Source organism: Acinetobacter sp. Li1LvA2, assembly GCF_056156705.1.
In genome coordinates, this window is the sequence record NZ_JBSICF010000008.1 from 1 (window position 1) to 16,187 (window position 16,187).

A 16,187-nucleotide genomic window follows, 5' to 3' on the forward strand; every position below is an offset into this window, starting at 1 on the left:
TATGGAAGAATAATGAAATTGAAGAGTTTAAGCTAATGAAAGTACAGCTTTAAAATCAGATTTGCATATCAAGCATGTTCTATGAATATAATAATGATGAAGTTTCTTATTTTTAGGTATTTCCATGAAAATTAACTCCTTCTCTTTAATACCTGAAGATGATGAAGAACTTTCTCTTCCTGAATTAGTTTATTGGGCTTCTTTAGGTGATCTAGATCAGGTAGAGCAATTACTTTTAGAAGGACAAGATCCTAATCAGGCAGATGATGAAGGTTATAGCGCTTTGCAAGCAGCTGCTGAAAATGATCATTTAGAGATAGTTAAACTCTTAGTAGGAAAAGGTGCTCAGGTTGCTTATAAAAGCGAATACACAGCGCTACAGCTTGCAGAAATAGCTGGTAATATAGATGTAGTAAATTATTTAAAAAGTTTATAAAAATAAAAGGCCTCTTATTTTTTTATAGAGGCCTTTTTAAAATTTAAGGTAAATAATATTTCTGTAGTTTTTCAACAATTGATTGAAGTCCTTTTATTTCAAATTCATTAGCTTCGAATTTTTCATCTTTATTACGTTTAAAGATATCTCGTATCTCTATTACAGCATTCGGATCAATGATACTTAAACTTGAGGTGACTTGACGTATTTGGCTAATAGATCGAGAGCCATTCGTTGAACCATAGCCAATAAATGCAGCTGGTTTACCACTCCATTCTTTGCCTACATAGTCCAGAGCATTTTTTAAAGCTGGACTGTAACCATGGTTATATTCTGGGCTAATAAAGATAAAAGCATCTGCTTGAGCAATTTTGTCTGCCCATTCTTGTTGTTTAGGTTGATCATAAATTCCGGTAGCGGGTGGATGAGATCCTGAAAATAGGGGTAAATCCCATTCTTTTAAATCAATCACTTCTATCTGAAAATCTTTTAGATTGAATGAGGGAATTGCTGTTTCTACCCAATTGGCAACTTTAATTGCTGTACGTCCTTCGCGAACACTTCCCACGACAATATAGACCAGCATGTATTTTTCCCAATGATTTTTATACTTATAACTTAATTCATTACATGGGTAGCTGAGAATATAGAATTTGTAAAGATTCTTATGTTATGAAAAAAATTGGATAATAAAAAAGCCCTCATTGAGAGGGCTTTTTTATTTACATGAGTTTAATGCCTTGTTGGCCTTCAGGAGTAACCTTGAATATTTCTACTTCAAAGGTAATGTTTTTCCCAGCTAACGGGTGGTTAAAATCAATTTCTGTAATGTCATCATTAACTGACTTCACTACACCGAATAAAGTTGTTTTTGCCTTGTCTTCGAACTCAATCATATGACCAGGAATAGGGCGTTGTTCAAACTTAACTGTATCGAAAGTTTGAATATTTTCTGGATTCCATGGACCAAATGCATCTTCTGGTGGAAGATGTACGGTACGACGATCACCCGCACGTAAACCAAATAATGCTTTTTCAAAGCCTGGTAACAGATTTCCATCACCAATAGTCAAGGTAACAGGTTCTTCACGGTTACGTGTATTATCGATTTCTACACCATTTTCAATAGCAACAGAAAAGTGTAGATCGACTTTAGAGCCGTCTGTAATACGAATTTCTTCGTTAGGTTGGATAATTTCGGTCATATTATGCATCCGAATTTTGGTTGCGTTGCTTCTCAAGGAAGAATGTATCGATGAGTAGCAAGATGGTACCTAAGGTAATGGCACTGTCCGCAATATTAAAAGCTGGAAAGTGATGATTTTGGTAATAAACATGAATGAAATCGACCACATAACCTAGGGTAATACGGTCAATTAAATTGCCTAAAGCTCCACCTAAAATTAAAGCGATGGCTACAGGTAGCACCACCATTTTTTTAGGCATACGAAGCAACCAAAATACAAAAAGGATTGAAACTAAGCCTGCTAAAGATGTGAAGAAATAGCGCTGCCATCCTCCTGCATCCGATAAAAAGCTAAAGGCTGCACCATAGTTATGTAATAGTGTCCAGTTTAAAAATGGAAGCACAGGCACCGGATCTGCATAGTTCAGATGTGTACTCGCAATCCATTTTGTCCATTGATCCAACACAATGGCAAGGACAGAAAGTCCGAGCCAAATGAGATTGTGTGGATAAAACTGGAATAAGCCTTTTTTAGCTTGTGAATTAGGCATATTTTCTCACTTCGCCACGACCAGTGACGTTCACAATACAACGACCACATAAACCAGGATGATCGGCATGTGTATTTACATCTGGAAGGACATGCCAGCAACGTACGCATTTTTCACCTTCAGCTGCAGATATTTGTACACGTAAGCCTTCCATTTCAGTTGCTTCACCTTGCTCAGCAAATGGATGTACTACTACTTGAGAAGTAATAAGAACAAAACGGAGTTCATCAGCCAGTTGGTTTAAAACTGTTTGTAATGATTCATTTGCCCAAAGTTCAACTTTGGCTGAAAGATTACTGCCGACAAGTTTAGCGTTACGCGCTGCTTCAATCTGTTTATTTACTGCAGATTTTACGCTAATCAATGTTTGCCAATCTTCTTCAGAAAGCAGGTTTGCTTTTGATGAAACAGGCAAGTCATACCATTCTGAAGTAAATACATACTTTTCAGTTTGTTCTGGAATCAGTGGCCAAGCTTCTTGAGCGGTAAAGCTTAAGATTGGGCTCATCCAACGGATAAATGCTTGAACAATATGATAAAGCGCAGTTTGTGCAGAACGACGTGCTTGTGAGTCAGCCTTAGTCGTATATTGGCGATCCTTGATAATGTCTAAGTAGAAACCACCTAAGTCATTAATACAGAAGCTTGTTAACGCACTACACACCACATGGAAGTTCATTTCTTCGTAAGCAGTGATAATAGTTTGTTGTACTTCATTCGCACGTTGCAAGATGTATTGATCTAGAGCGATAAGGTCATCTACTGCTAAAGCATCTGTGCTTGGTTTGAAACCATTTAGGTTCGCAAGCAAGAAGCGTAAGGTATTACGAATACGACGGTAGCTATCACTTACACGGTTAAAGATTTCTTTAGAAGCTGCAATTTCATAGCGATAGTCGCTAGAAGCTACATATAGACGTAAACCATCAGCACCAAGCTGTTTGATGATTTCTTCAAGCGGAATGTAGTTGCCTAAAGATTTCGACAACTTACGGCCGTTTTCATCCACTGTAAAACCATGTGTTAACAAGGCTTTATATGGTGCACGATTGTGAATTGCCATAGACGTTAATAAAGAAGATTGGAACCAACCACGGTGTTGGTCTGAACCTTCTAAATATAAATCAGCAGGGCTTTCTAATTCTTCACGTTGCTCAAGTACAGCGTAATGTGTTGTACCAGAGTCGAACCATACATCAAGCGTATCGCGAACGGCGTTGTATTGTTCAGCATCTTCACCTATGAAGTCTTTTGCTTCACGTTTGAACCATGCTTCGATACCTTCTTGTTCGATCAGTTGAGCAACTTCTTCGATGAGTTCAGGTGTACGAGGGTGTAATTCATTCGTATCTTTATGAACGAAGAAAGGAATTGGAACACCCCAAGTACGTTGACGTGAGATACACCAGTCCGGACGACCTTCAATCATTGATTCAATACGGTTTTTACCCCAGTTCGGTACAAACTCGATATCGTTTTCAATCGCGTTAAGTGCGCCTTCACGTAAGCCTTTTTGATCCATGCTAATGAACCATTGTGGTGTAGCACGGAAAATAATAGGAGTCTTATGACGCCAGCAGTGTGGGTAGCTGTGTTTAATTGGTTGATGAGCCCATAAACGACCTACAGCACCCAACGCTTCAATAATCTTTGGATTGGCTTTATAGATGTGCTCACCAGCATAGATAGGGGCAGTTGGTAAATAAACACCATTACCACCGACTGGATTGTCTACTTTAAGATTGTATTGAAGACCTACTTTATAGTCGTCTGCACCATGGCCAGGCGCTGTATGTACTGCACCTGTACCGCTTGTTGCAATAACGTGTTCACCCAAAATCACTGGAACTTGACGATCAGTAAGTAGAGGGTGTTGTAAAGTAAGGTTTTCAAGAGCTGAACCTGTAAAGTCAGCTAAAACAACTGGGTTTTCAAGCTTGTAACGCTCAATTGCTGAAGCAACTAAGTCTTTAGCAAGAATGAAGTTTTGCTTACCGCGTTCAGTAGTCACTTGTACCAATTGATATTCAATTTCGGCATGCAAAGCAACCGCTTGGTTAGCTGGTAATGTCCACGGCGTAGTCGTCCAGATCACGATATCTGTCGGGTCTTGAACTTCTACGTTTAAACGGGCACTTAAATCTTTAAGATCTACAACGCCAAAACCAACATCAATTGCGTCAGATTTTTTATCTTCATATTCAACTTCAGCTTCAGCAAGTGCTGAACCACAGTCCATACACCAGTTCACTGGCTTTAAGCCCGGCTGGATATGACCATTTTTCTGGATTAAGCCTAAAGTACGAACAATATCGGCTTCTTGTTTATAGTTCATGGTGAGATAAGGATTATCCCAATCACCTAAAATACCAAGACGCTTAAAGTCAGTACGCTGTAAATCAATTTGTTTTAGAGCATATTCACGGCAAAGTTTACGGAAAGTCGCAGCGTCAACTTTTTCGCCAACTTTACCTACTTTTTCTTCAACTTTTAGCTCAATTGGCAAGCCATGACAGTCCCAACCCGGAACATAAGGTGCATCGAAACCAGCCAAAGTACGGCTTTTTACAATCACGTCTTTGAGTACTTTATTGACTGCGTGACCTAAGTGAATTGTACCGTTCGCATATGGAGGGCCATCGTGCAAAATATATTTTTTCTTGCCAATACGCGATGCACGAATCTGCTGATAAATGTTGTCGGTATACCACTCTTCTAACCATTTCACTTCACGTACTGCCAAATTTGCTTTCATTGCAAATTGAGTATCCGGCAGGTTTAGCGTGGCTTTGTAGTCCACTGCATTCTCAGGAGTTTGCTTATCGCTCATGCAAGTTTTCATCCAGTTTAATCAGCTTGGGAGCCGACATGTTTTACAATCAAAATTCGAATTAAAAAGGAAATTGTGTCGTGTCGTTACGGTATTGTCGTAACTGCTGCACGTCATTATCAATTCCTGCCTTAAGTGCCTCAAGCGAAGGGTAGTTCAATTCACCATGAAGATAGTGAAGGAAAGTCACCCGCATAAATAAGCCATACAGATTAGCAGAAACATCAGGGAAATGTACTTCTAATCTCCATTCTGGATGTTCTTGCTGAATGGCTGGACGTGTACCGACATGTCCAGCACCATAGAGGCTGTTTTCATGATATCCGGCAATTCCCGGTTTTTCGGGTGTATCTTGACGCACTTTTTGAGTAAGTGAGGTTGTTTCACAAATGACTTCAACACCATAAATCCCATTTAAACATGGCTTATGGCGGTTGAGGTGGACATTAATAGTTGGAAAATCTAAAGTTCGTCCAATTTGGTCGCCATATTGGACACGTCCTGTAATACTGTACGGACGACCTAATAATTTAGCTGCTAAAGCGAGATTACCCACTTGAAGCACTTGGCGAATACGAGTTGAACTGACGCGTTCACCTTCAAGTTCAATGGTATGTAAATTTGTGACTTGAAAGCCGTAATTCTTTAGAAATTCGCTGTTACCTTGACGGTCTTTGCCGAAATGAAAGTCATCCCCTAGAACCAAAGTCTGCGCATTTAGTTTATCTTTTAATAAATCTGCAAACTCAGACGCACTCATGCTACGGAAATGCTGATCAAATTTAGCAACCGCAATATAATCAACCCCAAGCTCGGTTAGATATTCGACCTTTTCTCGTAGTGAATTAATACGAGGAGGGGCATCGTAGCCTTTAAAGAATTCAAGAGGTTGTGGCTCAAAAATCATAACCAATGTTTTTAAGCCTTGTGCTGCAGCAATTTTTTTGAGTTGAGCAATCATCGCTTGGTGACCTAAATGGACACCATCAAAATTACCAATAGTTACCGCTGTTTGAGGTAACTGAAAATTGGGCGATAACGCATTAAGACGAAGCAGTTTCATGAACTTAAAATATGGCTATTTTTGCAAGGGCTATATATTGCCATAATCTCACAGATTCGTCTTGTTGTTGTGTTTTTACTCAGTTATTTTTCAACATGAATATTTGTATATTTAAAATATTGATGAATTAAATAAAAATAAATCAATTTTTCTTATTATTGATTTGCTCTAGTATATCTTTATCCACTCTTTGATTAGAGAACTAAGATGAAAAAACCCTTTTACCAATTAAATCATAGCAAAGATGTTATACGACATTTTACTCCAAATTGGTTTACAGCGACTATGGGTACTGGCGTGGTAAGTATGATTTTAATTCAGCTTCCATTTGCTCAATCATTTTTATTCACGCTAGCAACTTTGTTATGGCAATTTAATATTATTTTATTCAGCGTTTTTTCAGGTCTTTATTTATTGCGGTGGTTTCTTTTCCCTCATGAAGCGAAGCAAATATTTAACCATCCCAATATGAGCTTGTTTTTAGGCGCTATTCCAATGGGGCTCGCTACAATACTAAATGGTTTTTTAACCTTTGGTATAGGGCTTTATGGTGAAGTTGCGATACATATTGCTCAAGCTTTATGGTACATCGATGTCTTTTTAGCGCTAGCAATTGCGTGGATCGTGCCGTTCTGCATGTTTAGTCGTCAGAACCATCAGCTACATACCATGACTGCAATTTGGCTTTTACCTGTGGTTGCATGTGAAGTAGCAGCAAGTTCTGCCGGCATGTTGGTTGCACATTTACCAGCAGATTTACACAGCTTTCATTTATTAATGGCGGGCTACGTACTTTGGGGAATGTCTGTTTTACCCGCATTCGCTATTTTGACAATTTTAATGCTGCGTATGGCTTTACATCAGTTACCGGAAAAAGAAGTCGCAATTTCTAGCTGGTTGTCTTTAGGCCCTATTGGTACAGGTGCTTTAGGTCTCTTGTTACTAGGCGAGCAGGCACAAAGAGTGGCACCAAATGTAGGATTTCACCAATTTGCGAATGTCTTTCAAGCTTTAGGAGTCGTAGGTAGTCTCGTGCTTTTAGGCTTTGGGTTATGGTGGCTGGGTCTTGCAATTTTAACAACGCTTCGTCACGCAAAGACAGGTATTCCATTCAATTTGGGTTGGTGGGGCTTAACCTTTCCATTAGGCGTATTTATTCTTGCACTGTTTAATTTAGGGCATCAGGTTGAAATTGTATTTTTACAATACGTTGCTGTGGCATTGAGTCTTTTATTATTGACAATGTGGGGTGTGGTAATGAAGAAAACGCTAGCAGGCGCATATAGCGGCCAACTGTTCTTTTCTCCGTGTTTAATCGCCTTACAACAAAAAATGCAGTAATGATGAAAAGGTGTAAAAAGCTTTTGCACCTGATTTATACTTATTTTCTAATTTATTTAATTTTGATTTGAGCTTTTTGAATGAACACTGATATTGCTTTAATTATGGCACTTCCTAATGAATCTAAAGGTTTGTTTGAGCAGGCAGGTGTTGAAGTCCATTACAGTGGTATTGGTAAGATTAATGCTGCCTTTAAAGCATTTGAGGTTATTCAAAAAACTGGCTGTAAAACTTTAATTAATCTAGGTACAGCTGGAAGCTCTGCGTTTAATCGACATGATTTGGTCGAGGTAAAAACTTTTGTACAACGTGATATGGATGTTTCACCCCTAGGGTTTGAAGTAGGTGTAACGCCGTTAGATGATCACTTGTCAGCTGAAATTCATCTTCAATCACATTTTGCTGATTTGCCAAAAGCAATTTGTGGAACTGGAGATTCATTTGAAACGGGTCAGCCGAAAGTCGCTTGTGATGTGGTGGATATGGAAGGATATGCCTTAGCCAAAGTCTGCCATAAGTTAGGTGTACGCCTGATTTCGGTGAAATATATTACTGATGGTGCAGATGACACTGCACATATAGATTGGGAAGAAAATTTATTATTAGGTGCTCAAAAACTTTTAGCGCTTTATCAAAATCACTTCTAAAAAAAGATCGGCAAATTTGCCGATCTTTTTTTGGTTTTAACGAGGCAATACGCCGTAGAGCATCAGGTGGACTGTATGCTCAATTGAGCGTTGGAACATGCTACGGTTGCGAAGCGTTTTTCCAGTCACCATTTCCATTTGGGTTGCAAAATCTGCATAGTTTTGCGTAAGACCCCAAATGTTTAAGATTAATAATTCCGGATCGATATCTGGTGAAATCTTTCCTTCTTCTTGCCAAGTTTGGATCACTTTAGCCTTACGTTTAAATAGTTTTTTTAATGGTCCTTTGAGAATAGGGAGTATATGCGGCGCACCCTGAATAATTTCTAAAGCAAATAATCTAGATGCTTTCGGTTGGCTACGTGAAAGTTCGATTTTTTGTATTAAGTAATGTGATAGGGCTTCGGCTGGTTCTAATTCAGCTTCTAAAGTTTGTAAGGGAGCCAACCATTTTTGTAAAACGGTTGTGAGCACTTCTACGTATAAAGACTCTTTATTTTCGTAGTAATAGAAAATATTCGACTTATGCATGTCGGCGAGTTGGGCAATTTCATCCAGACTTGCGCCAGTAAACCCATAGACTGAAAAAACATCAAGGGCGGCAGCAAGAAGCTGATTGCGCTTTTGGGTACTCTTCTTTTGTTCCATCTGCTGCATAATTAAAAAAATAATATTCCCATTGTAAGGGAAATTGTTTGATTTGTGCACAGGTGTCTTGCTTTTTTAATCAAAAAACGGCTAGTTATTTGCGTAATAGATATACTATTGTGCAAAAAATAGAGAGATTCACTAGTTTATTGTTATTCTTAAAAATATTTTTTAAATTTCGCCCTAAAAAAGAGTAATAAAACAGCAGTTTTATTGCTCATAAATTGGGCATTTTTCGGTTGAACAGTTCTCATTACTCATCACGACCTTAAGTTGCCAAAACCGCATCGAGTACTTGTTGCTCAAGTTGGGAAAAACTAATACTTTTTTTACGAGGGCGTGGCAAATTAACTTGGAAACTTTGAGCAATCTTCCCCTTGTCTAATAAGATAATACGGTCAGCCAATTGCACTGCTTCACTTACATCGTGTGTCACTAAAATGGCAGTAAAACCTTGCTCTTTCCACAAGCGCTCAATCAAGCTTTGCATCTCAAGACGGGTTAGGGCATCTAATGCACCTAAAGGTTCATCTAACAACAAAATACGTGGTGTATGAGATAACGCACGTGCTAGAGCTGTACGCTGACGTTGTCCACCTGAGAGTTGAGAAGGCCATTGCCCTGATTTCTCTTTTAAACCCACTTTTTCCAGTAACTCTTCTGCTAAAGCATGTTGGGCTTTAGGTAAACCAAGTTGAACATTTTGAAGGATATTCCTCCAAGGAAGTAGGCGTGGGTCTTGGAACATTACTCGAATGTCATCGTTAGTAATGCCTTCGCGCAAATGCCGAGCAGATTTGAATTTGATTTCTCCAAAACTGGCTTTTTCAAGTTGAGCAATTAAACGTAGTAACGTACTTTTGCCACAGCCACTTCGACCAACAATTGCTAAAAACTCACCAGGCTGGATGTGTAGGTCAAGATCTTCAAGAACCTTTATCTCGCCATAGAATTTATAAAGTTGCTCAATCAGAATCTCTGCACCTAATACGGGTTCTTGAGATTCTGTTGGTTCTTCCGGAATGAGCTGCACTTCATTCTGATTAATATTTAAATTCAGATTTGTCATGTTCTAAGCTCCCTTATTTCTGATATCCGGAGTGCCAACGTAATAAATAGCGTTCTAAAAGCTGGGCTAAAACATCGGCCAGTTTGCCTAGTAAGGCGTACAGAAGAATACCGACCAGAACGACATCTGTTTGTAAAAACTCACGTGCATTCATGGTCATATAACCAATACCAGCTTGAGCTGAAATGGTTTCAGCGACAATGAGCAATACCCAAACCAAACCTAAAGCAAAGCGTAGACCTACTAAAATAGAAGGCATTGCACCCGGTAGAATAATTTCTTTGTAGAGCTGCCAACGTGAAAGTCCGTAGCTTTTACCCATTTCAATCAATTGTGGGTCAACTGACCGAATACCGTGATAGGTATTAATATAAATCGGGAAGAAAACGCCTACTGCGACCAAAAATAATTTCGCTGTTTCATCAATACCGAACCACAAGATGACGAGTGGAATAAGGGCCAATGCTGGGATGTTCCGTATCATTTGCAGGGTCGTATCGAGCAGGGTAGAGGCGAAGCGTGAAGAGCCATTAAGTAAACCTAAGAGCAGACCTAAGCCACCACCAACCAAAAGCCCAAGCAAAGCGCGACCAGCACTTACTTTAACGTGATGCCATAATTCTCCACTAATAAGGAGATGCCAAAAAGCGGAAACCACAGCAGTGGGTGCTGGCAAAATACGGCTTTCTAAAAGACCTGAACTTGAAGCAATTTGCCATACAACCAATAGAACAATTGGGAAAACCCAAGGCAGCAAATGCTGCCCGATCTGTTTTGTTCCACGTGAAACAATACCTTCATCTTTGCTCATGCAGGCTCCTTGACGGAACTATTTTGCTTCTTCTCGTCTGGAACATAGTTATTGGCAATAATTTCACCGAATGGACCGGTTAAATTTGGCTGAGCAAGTTTAGCGCGAGTTTCGATTGGTAATAACGGGAAGACCAACTCTGCAAAACGGATTGACTCTTCAAGATGTGGATAGCCCGAGAAAATAAAAGTATCGATACCTAAATCAGCATATTCCTGAATGCGGGCAGCAACTGTTTCTGGGTCACCTACAAGTGCTGTACCAGCACCGCCACGGACTAAACCAATACCTGCCCAAAGGTTTGGAGACACTTCAAGTTTATCTCGGTTACCGCCGTGGAGAGCTGCCATACGTTGTTGGCCTACAGAGTCCATTTGTGCAAATTTTTTCTGTGCTGCAGCAATAGTTGCATCATCAAGATATTGGATCAGCTCGTTCGCTGCTGCCCAAGCTTGTTCGTTGGTTTCACGAACAATCACATGTAAGCGAATGCCATAAGTTAATTTACGGCCTTTTGCCTCAGCTTTAGCACGAACATGTTCGACCTTTTGTTTAACTGCTTCTGGTGGTTCACCCCATGTAAGGTAAGTATCGACTTGTTCAGCTGCAAGATCGACAGCCACGTCTGAAGAGCCGCCAAACCAAAGTGGTGGATAAGGCTTTTGAACAGGTGGGTAAAGTAATTTTGCATCATCTACTTGTAAGCGTTCACCGTGGAAGGTAAACGCTTCACCCGTATGTGAGCGCGTCAAAATTTCACGCCAGATTTTTACGTATTCATTGGCTGTTTGATAACGCGTTGAGTGATCTTCATATAAGCCATCACCGCGTAGTTCGGCTTCATCGCCACCCGTCACTAGGTTGAGTAACACGCGACCATTTGACAAGCGGTCAAATGTTGCAGCCATACGAGCAGCCAAGGCTGGTGTTGTTACTCCTGGACGTAATGCAACTAAAAACTTAAGGTGCTGAGTTGCATCAATCAGGCTAGCCGCCGTAATCCATGGGTCTTCACATGAACGGCCTGTTGGAATAAGTACACCTTCGTAACCTAAATTATCTACTGCCACAGCAATTTGCTTCATATAGGCATGGTCAACCTGACGAGCGCCTTTACTTGTACCTAAATAGCGACTATCACCGTGGGTAGGAATAAACCAGAAAATTTTCATGTGCATTACCTATATGTCTATTGAAATTACTTGGCAATCCAAACAGTTTGTTTGATGCTGATTGGTTTTGGAATGATGCCTTGTTGAGTAAAGATGTCTGCGAGTTGCTGCTGCTCAGCAATCACTTTGCTGTTCAGCGGAGCGGCTGATGAAGGACGAGGACGGCGTTTAATAAATAAGTCACTGGTTGCAGGCTTCAGTCCTGTGCTTTGGCTAATGGCCGTTGCCGTTTCTGCTTGATGGCTTTGAACCCATTTGTCAGCTTGATTAATTTGTTTGATGAGTCCAGAAACAGCTTTCGGATGTTGTTTAACAAAATCTGGAGCTGCTAAATAAAATGTATAGTTCGGGCTTAAGCCTTTACCTGATGCAAGAACTCGAGCTTGATCTTCTAGTTGTGCTGAAGCGAAGTAAGGGTCCCAAATGGCCCATGCATCAACGGCACCTTTTTGAAATGCTGCGCGAGCATCGGCAGGTGTAAGCCAGATCGGAGTAATGTCACTCCAGTTTAAGCCTGCTTTACGTACAGCTTGTACAAGTAAGTAATGTGAACTCGAACCTTTTTGCAGCGCAATACGTTTACCTTTAAGGTCTTTAAGTTGTTTGAGCTGCGAGTTTTTAGGAACTAAAATTGCTGATGCTAGTGGTTTAGCTGCTTCATAGGCAATGTAATATAAAGGCTTTCCAGCTGCTTGTGCGTAGACAGGAGGAGTGTCCCCAGTAACTCCGACATCAAGGGAACCCACAGCCAAAGCTTCTAAAATTTGTGGTCCAGCAGGAAACTCATTCCAAGTAACTTTGGCATTTGGAAATTCTTGTTCAAATAGTTTTTGCTGTTTGGTAATCGCAAAATTAATTGAACTTTTTTGAAAACCAATACGAAGTTCTTTTACAGTTGGATCAATTGCCCAAGCTGGCGCTGCGATTGTTAAACCTAATACAGCGACTGCACTGATGCGTTTAGCGAATTGTGCCCACTGACTCTTATTAAATAATGACTGATGTTGCATATTGATATCCTTGTTCCCCTTGAGGTCAGGCACAGCATTTATATGATTATTTAAGCTGTGCCCAAGCTGGGTTTATTTCAGTTTTAAAATGGCATCTTGAATGGTGAGCTTGTTAGGAATGAGCTTTTGCGCATAAAAGGCATCAGCTACTTGTTGTTGTTCTTGTGTCACCTTGTCAGAGATTGGCTGAACTCCAAAACCCATACGTGAAATGGAAGTTTTGAGTACATCAAACTCAAGTGCTGTAGGTTTTTCGAGTAGTTTGGCAGCTTCATCCTGATGTGAACTCACCCATTCAGTTGTCTGGTTAAGGGTTTGCACAACTGTATTGAGAACTTTCGGATTATTTTCTGCAAATTTACGGTCAGCTAGATAGAACTGATGATTGCTTACCAAACTTTCACCAGTCGCTAAAACTCGAGCTTGAATTTGATGTTCAGCTGCTGCAAAGAATGGATCCCAAATGACCCATGCATCTACTGCACCTTTTTCAAAGGCAGCACGAGCGTCTGATGGCGGTAAATAAACGGGTTGAATGTCACTTAAGCTTAAGTTGTTGCCCTCTAGAACTTTTAATAATAGGTAATGAACATTCGAACCTTTATTAAGAGCAACACGTTTGCCTTTTAAATCTTTAATAGAGTGGATTGGAGAGTCTTTTTGTACCAATAATGCTTCAGCTTTCGGCGCAGCAGGTTGGTTTGCGACATAGACTAAATTTGGATTGGCCGCTTGAGCAAAAATAGGTGGTGCTTCACCTGCTTCACCGAGTGAAACGCTCCCTACATTTAAGCCTTCAAGCAATTGAGGGCCAGCAGGAAACTCAACCCATTTTACTTGCACTCCTTGTTCTTTTAGTACTTTTTCTAGGTCACCACGAGCCTTTAAAATAGGAAGAATGCCATATTTTTGATAGCCAATATTTAAAGTTGTGGTGGCCTGCTCCTCTTTTTTGGCACAACCACTTAACATCATCACTCCTGCAAGGCTGGCTGCGATGACTGAATATTTTGTCCATGAAGTGGTGTTGAAAAGTGCCATGAGATTTCGTGCTCCCCGAAAGAGAAAAAGAAAAAATAATTGGATGAGCAGATACCCTAAAGGGATTTTTATTTCAGAAAAAATAAGTATTCGGTCTTTATTTATGCAAAAAAAAGCTAAAAATATTAGGCTATAAACTTATGCAAAAAAGTGATTTATCTAATAGAAATATATTTAATAAATTAGGAGTAAGTTGATGTAAATAAAATAAAAAAAATATTAAAACATTAAAAATAGAGATTTAAAAAAAGTACAACCATAAATGAATAGCGTTTATGGTTGTACTTTTTTAACTAAGCTTATCTGAAATAAGAATATCTTAAAAAGAGCAAAGGCTAGGGAAGCAGTTTTTTAAAGACTAAAGAATTCCTTTGATAGTTATAGAGCGCCTGACGGGCATTAGGTAACTCATCAACGCTGACTTGATGAAAACCATGTTCCAAAAACCAGTGAGCGGTACGCGTTGTTAAAACGAATAACTGACGAATACCTTGTTCTTTGGCTTTTTCTTCAAGGAATTGCAGAATTTGGCTACCACGATTTGATTTACGATAACTTGGATGTACTGCAACACAGGCAATTTCTGCAGAACGCGTTTCGTTAAACTCGGTTGGAATTGGATAAAGGGCAGCACACGCTAGAATCATACCGTCGCGTTCAATAACAGCGAACTGGCTGATTTCTTGCTCTAGGCGTTCACGTGAACGATAAACCAAGATGCCTTCTTCTTCCAAGGGACGCAATAAATTCATTAAACCACCCACATCTTTAATATGGGCTGTACGAACTTCTTCATAATGCGCATCGGTAATCATGGTGCCTATACCATCTCGAGTAAATAACTCTTCGAGAAGGGCGCCATCATAGGCATAGGAAATGAGATGAACGCGGTGTACACCTGATAAAGAGGCTTTTTTTGCTTGTTGCAAATGTAGGGTGAGTGTTGGGCTAAGGGTTTGATATTGTTGAATATAGTAGTCCAGTTGATGTGGGCTTAACTCACGTAATATTTGTTCATCTTCATTCAGAAGACCTTGTTGCTCTCCAAGAAAAATCAGTTTATCTGCTTTTAAATAAGTTGCAGTTTTGGTCGCAACTTCCTCTGCTCGTAAGTTAAAGACTTCGCCTGTAGTGGAGTAACCTGTTGGCCCCAGTAACACAATATTATGATTATCAAGGTGTCGTTCAATTGCATCGGTGTCTATTGAACGAACCTCACCTGTAAGCTGGAAATCCATGCCATCACGAATGCCATAAGGTTTAGCAGTCACAAAATTACCTGATACGACATCGATTCGAGCGCCGTACATGGGTGAGTTTGCTAAGCCCATAGAAAGCAATGCTTCAATTTCTAGGCGAATAGAGCCTACCGCACTCATGACACAGCTTAAAGATTCGCGTGTGGTAATACGGCTGTTGTCATAAAAAGGAGTTTCAATTCCTTTCTCTTTAAGATTTTGATTAATTTGCGGACGTGCGCCGTGCACAAGAATTAAGCGAATACCAAGAGAATGAAGTAATGCAATATCATGAATGATATGTTCGAAATTAGGATGACGGACTGCTTCACCACCAAACATCAATACGAATGTTTTATCGCGGTGGGCATTAATGTAGGGTGCTGAGTGTCGAAACCAGTGTACATAATGCTGGGGGTTATTATGCGACTTTTCTAAAGACTTGCTTGGCATACCGATCTCGAATCAACAGCAAAAAGATATAAAGATGATTCTAAACAAAAAAGATTAAAGCCGCATGTTTTAGATAAAAAAACACCCAAATCTAAGTTTGGGTGTTTAAATTTTTTTAAATTAGTGAACCACTCTAATGATTTTATGGCTTTGCTCGTTTACCAACACATAATTTCCGTTCACCTTGTACCATTTTTGGTAGCGACCCGGTTTAGTTAATTTTTGATGCTGACGATAGTCAATCACGTAACGTGAGTGTTGATATTCACGGGGTACAACCTGACCTGCTCGCCAAACATTACGATGGTCGTCTTTTTTAATTACTTTAACGGTTTTGACTTCATGGTTTTGGTAGTTGCCATGGTGGTTATGATCGTTTGGTGCTGCCATTGCTGTTGTTGCAATTAAACCACTAAGTGAAAGGACAATCGCTGTTGTTAATTTTTTCATTGTAAACCTCGAGTGATGAATTAAATTTCAATAATTAAAGATTAGTGAACAATTACAGATAAATCGTGGAGGCTACGAAGAATAAATGTGAAAACTAACGATGAAATAAGAAGAAATTAAGAAAATACGAAATATTAGAATATAAAAATCTATTTATTTTTTTAAATATATAAGTAATAAAAAAAGGATAAAACCATAAGGCTTTATCCTTTTTGCTCAGCGATAGCGAGGTTCTATCGCT

Annotated in this window: 16 protein-coding genes; 3 read left to right on the plus strand and 13 right to left on the minus strand. The window is 39.6% G+C overall.

Translation table 11 applies throughout. The features are described from left to right. Positions 1-124: 124 nt before the first annotated feature. Positions 125-436: an ankyrin repeat domain-containing protein gene (locus ACS604_RS15095; protein WP_474772123.1), complete on the plus strand. Its 312-nt coding sequence runs from the start codon at positions 125-127 to the stop codon at positions 434-436. Between the two features lie 43 nt (positions 437-479). On the opposite strand, the gene ACS604_RS15100 is transcribed toward ACS604_RS15095, so the two are convergent. The 5 genes from ACS604_RS15100 to ribF all read right to left on the minus strand — a co-directional run bounded on the left by ACS604_RS15100 (position 480) and on the right by ribF (position 6,066). Beyond that, complete coding sequence (locus ACS604_RS15100; RefSeq protein ID WP_174760255.1) at positions 480-1,022, minus strand: NADPH-dependent FMN reductase; 543 nt, start codon at positions 1,020-1,022, stop codon at positions 480-482. 136 nt (positions 1,023-1,158) lie between these two features. Next, a complete protein-coding gene (locus ACS604_RS15105) occupies positions 1,159-1,641 on the minus strand; it encodes an FKBP-type peptidyl-prolyl cis-trans isomerase (protein WP_004640310.1) in 483 nt (160 codons plus the stop codon). 1 nt (position 1,642) lies between these two features. Continuing rightward, a complete protein-coding gene (gene lspA, locus ACS604_RS15110) occupies positions 1,643-2,173 on the minus strand; it encodes a signal peptidase II (RefSeq protein ID WP_003655819.1) in 531 nt (176 codons plus the stop codon). Further along, positions 2,166-5,003 (minus strand): isoleucine--tRNA ligase, encoded by a 2,838-nt coding sequence (ileS, locus tag ACS604_RS15115; RefSeq protein WP_474772126.1) that lies wholly within the window; start codon positions 5,001-5,003, stop codon positions 2,166-2,168. The genes lspA and ileS overlap by 8 nt, the downstream gene beginning before the upstream one ends. 61 nt (positions 5,004-5,064) lie before the next feature. Continuing rightward, entirely contained in the window at positions 5,065-6,066 is a 1,002-nt protein-coding gene (ribF, locus tag ACS604_RS15120; protein WP_474772127.1) for a bifunctional riboflavin kinase/FAD synthetase, read from the minus strand. Between the two features lie 207 nt (positions 6,067-6,273). Here ribF and ACS604_RS15125 point away from each other — a divergent pair, with 207 nt between their 5' ends. Together ACS604_RS15125 and ACS604_RS15130 are read left to right on the plus strand one after the other, a co-directional pair. Continuing rightward, complete coding sequence (locus ACS604_RS15125; RefSeq protein ID WP_440203383.1) at positions 6,274-7,407, plus strand: TDT family transporter; 1,134 nt, start codon at positions 6,274-6,276, stop codon at positions 7,405-7,407. A gap of 80 nt (positions 7,408-7,487) precedes the next feature. Beyond that, positions 7,488-8,054 carry a 5'-methylthioadenosine/S-adenosylhomocysteine nucleosidase family protein gene (locus ACS604_RS15130; protein ID WP_440203382.1) on the plus strand — a complete coding sequence of 189 codons (567 nt, stop codon included), beginning with the start codon at positions 7,488-7,490 and terminating at the stop codon, positions 8,052-8,054. A gap of 36 nt (positions 8,055-8,090) precedes the next feature. Here ACS604_RS15130 and ACS604_RS15135 read toward each other — a convergent pair whose 3' ends face one another. The 8 genes from ACS604_RS15135 to ACS604_RS15170 all read right to left on the minus strand — a co-directional run bounded on the left by ACS604_RS15135 (position 8,091) and on the right by ACS604_RS15170 (position 15,946). Beyond that, entirely contained in the window at positions 8,091-8,711 is a 621-nt protein-coding gene (locus ACS604_RS15135; protein WP_013199284.1) for a TetR family transcriptional regulator C-terminal domain-containing protein, read from the minus strand. A 259-nt stretch (positions 8,712-8,970) separates the two neighbouring features. Continuing rightward, positions 8,971-9,771 carry an ABC transporter ATP-binding protein gene (locus tag ACS604_RS15140; RefSeq protein ID WP_174731826.1) on the minus strand — a complete coding sequence of 267 codons (801 nt, stop codon included), beginning with the start codon at positions 9,769-9,771 and terminating at the stop codon, positions 8,971-8,973. A gap of 13 nt (positions 9,772-9,784) precedes the next feature. Then, entirely contained in the window at positions 9,785-10,582 is a 798-nt protein-coding gene (gene ssuC, locus ACS604_RS15145; protein ID WP_353155547.1) for an aliphatic sulfonate ABC transporter permease SsuC, read from the minus strand. Then, the gene (ssuD, locus tag ACS604_RS15150; RefSeq protein WP_005308909.1) at positions 10,579-11,754 is read right to left on the minus strand and encodes an FMNH2-dependent alkanesulfonate monooxygenase; all 1,176 of its coding nucleotides are present in this window, start codon (positions 11,752-11,754) and stop codon (positions 10,579-10,581) included. Before ssuD ends, ssuC begins: the two co-directional genes overlap by 4 nt. A 26-nt stretch (positions 11,755-11,780) precedes the next feature. Next, positions 11,781-12,764 carry a sulfonate ABC transporter substrate-binding protein gene (locus ACS604_RS15155; RefSeq protein WP_474772128.1) on the minus strand — a complete coding sequence of 328 codons (984 nt, stop codon included), beginning with the start codon at positions 12,762-12,764 and terminating at the stop codon, positions 11,781-11,783. A 72-nt stretch (positions 12,765-12,836) separates the two neighbouring features. Next, positions 12,837-13,805: a sulfonate ABC transporter substrate-binding protein gene (locus ACS604_RS15160; RefSeq protein WP_474772130.1), complete on the minus strand. Its 969-nt coding sequence runs from the start codon at positions 13,803-13,805 to the stop codon at positions 12,837-12,839. A gap of 335 nt (positions 13,806-14,140) precedes the next feature. After that, positions 14,141-15,496, minus strand: a complete 1,356-nt coding sequence (argA, locus tag ACS604_RS15165; protein ID WP_174732177.1) for an amino-acid N-acetyltransferase — start codon at positions 15,494-15,496, stop codon at positions 14,141-14,143. 120 nt (positions 15,497-15,616) lie between these two features. Beyond that, positions 15,617-15,946, minus strand: coding sequence for an RcnB family protein (locus ACS604_RS15170; protein ID WP_174732179.1), 330 nt, complete (start codon positions 15,944-15,946; stop codon positions 15,617-15,619). Positions 15,947-16,187 lie beyond the last annotated feature (241 nt).

Coding starts and splice junctions, on each gene's coding strand:
- ssuD (WP_005308909.1), bottom strand. CDS start 11,754: ATGAAAATTTTCTGGTTTATTCCTACCCACGGTGATAGTCGCTATTTA.
- ribF (WP_474772127.1), bottom strand. CDS start 6,066: ATGAAACTGCTTCGTCTTAATGCGTTATCGCCCAATTTTCAGTTACCT.
- ACS604_RS15105 (WP_004640310.1), bottom strand. CDS start 1,641: ATGACCGAAATTATCCAACCTAACGAAGAAATTCGTATTACAGACGGC.
- ACS604_RS15160 (WP_474772130.1), bottom strand. CDS start 13,805: ATGGCACTTTTCAACACCACTTCATGGACAAAATATTCAGTCATCGCA.
- ileS (WP_474772126.1), bottom strand. CDS start 5,003: ATGAGCGATAAGCAAACTCCTGAGAATGCAGTGGACTACAAAGCCACG.
- ACS604_RS15130 (WP_440203382.1), top strand. CDS start 7,488: ATGAACACTGATATTGCTTTAATTATGGCACTTCCTAATGAATCTAAA.
- ACS604_RS15140 (WP_174731826.1), bottom strand. CDS start 9,771: ATGACAAATCTGAATTTAAATATTAATCAGAATGAAGTGCAGCTCATT.
- ACS604_RS15135 (WP_013199284.1), bottom strand. CDS start 8,711: ATGCAGCAGATGGAACAAAAGAAGAGTACCCAAAAGCGCAATCAGCTT.
- ssuC (WP_353155547.1), bottom strand. CDS start 10,582: ATGAGCAAAGATGAAGGTATTGTTTCACGTGGAACAAAACAGATCGGG.
- ACS604_RS15155 (WP_474772128.1), bottom strand. CDS start 12,764: ATGCAACATCAGTCATTATTTAATAAGAGTCAGTGGGCACAATTCGCT.
- ACS604_RS15095 (WP_474772123.1), top strand. CDS start 125: ATGAAAATTAACTCCTTCTCTTTAATACCTGAAGATGATGAAGAACTT.
- ACS604_RS15125 (WP_440203383.1), top strand. CDS start 6,274: ATGAAAAAACCCTTTTACCAATTAAATCATAGCAAAGATGTTATACGA.
- ACS604_RS15170 (WP_174732179.1), bottom strand. CDS start 15,946: ATGAAAAAATTAACAACAGCGATTGTCCTTTCACTTAGTGGTTTAATT.
- lspA (WP_003655819.1), bottom strand. CDS start 2,173: ATGCCTAATTCACAAGCTAAAAAAGGCTTATTCCAGTTTTATCCACAC.
- argA (WP_174732177.1), bottom strand. CDS start 15,496: ATGCCAAGCAAGTCTTTAGAAAAGTCGCATAATAACCCCCAGCATTAT.
- ACS604_RS15100 (WP_174760255.1), bottom strand. CDS start 1,022: ATGCTGGTCTATATTGTCGTGGGAAGTGTTCGCGAAGGACGTACAGCA.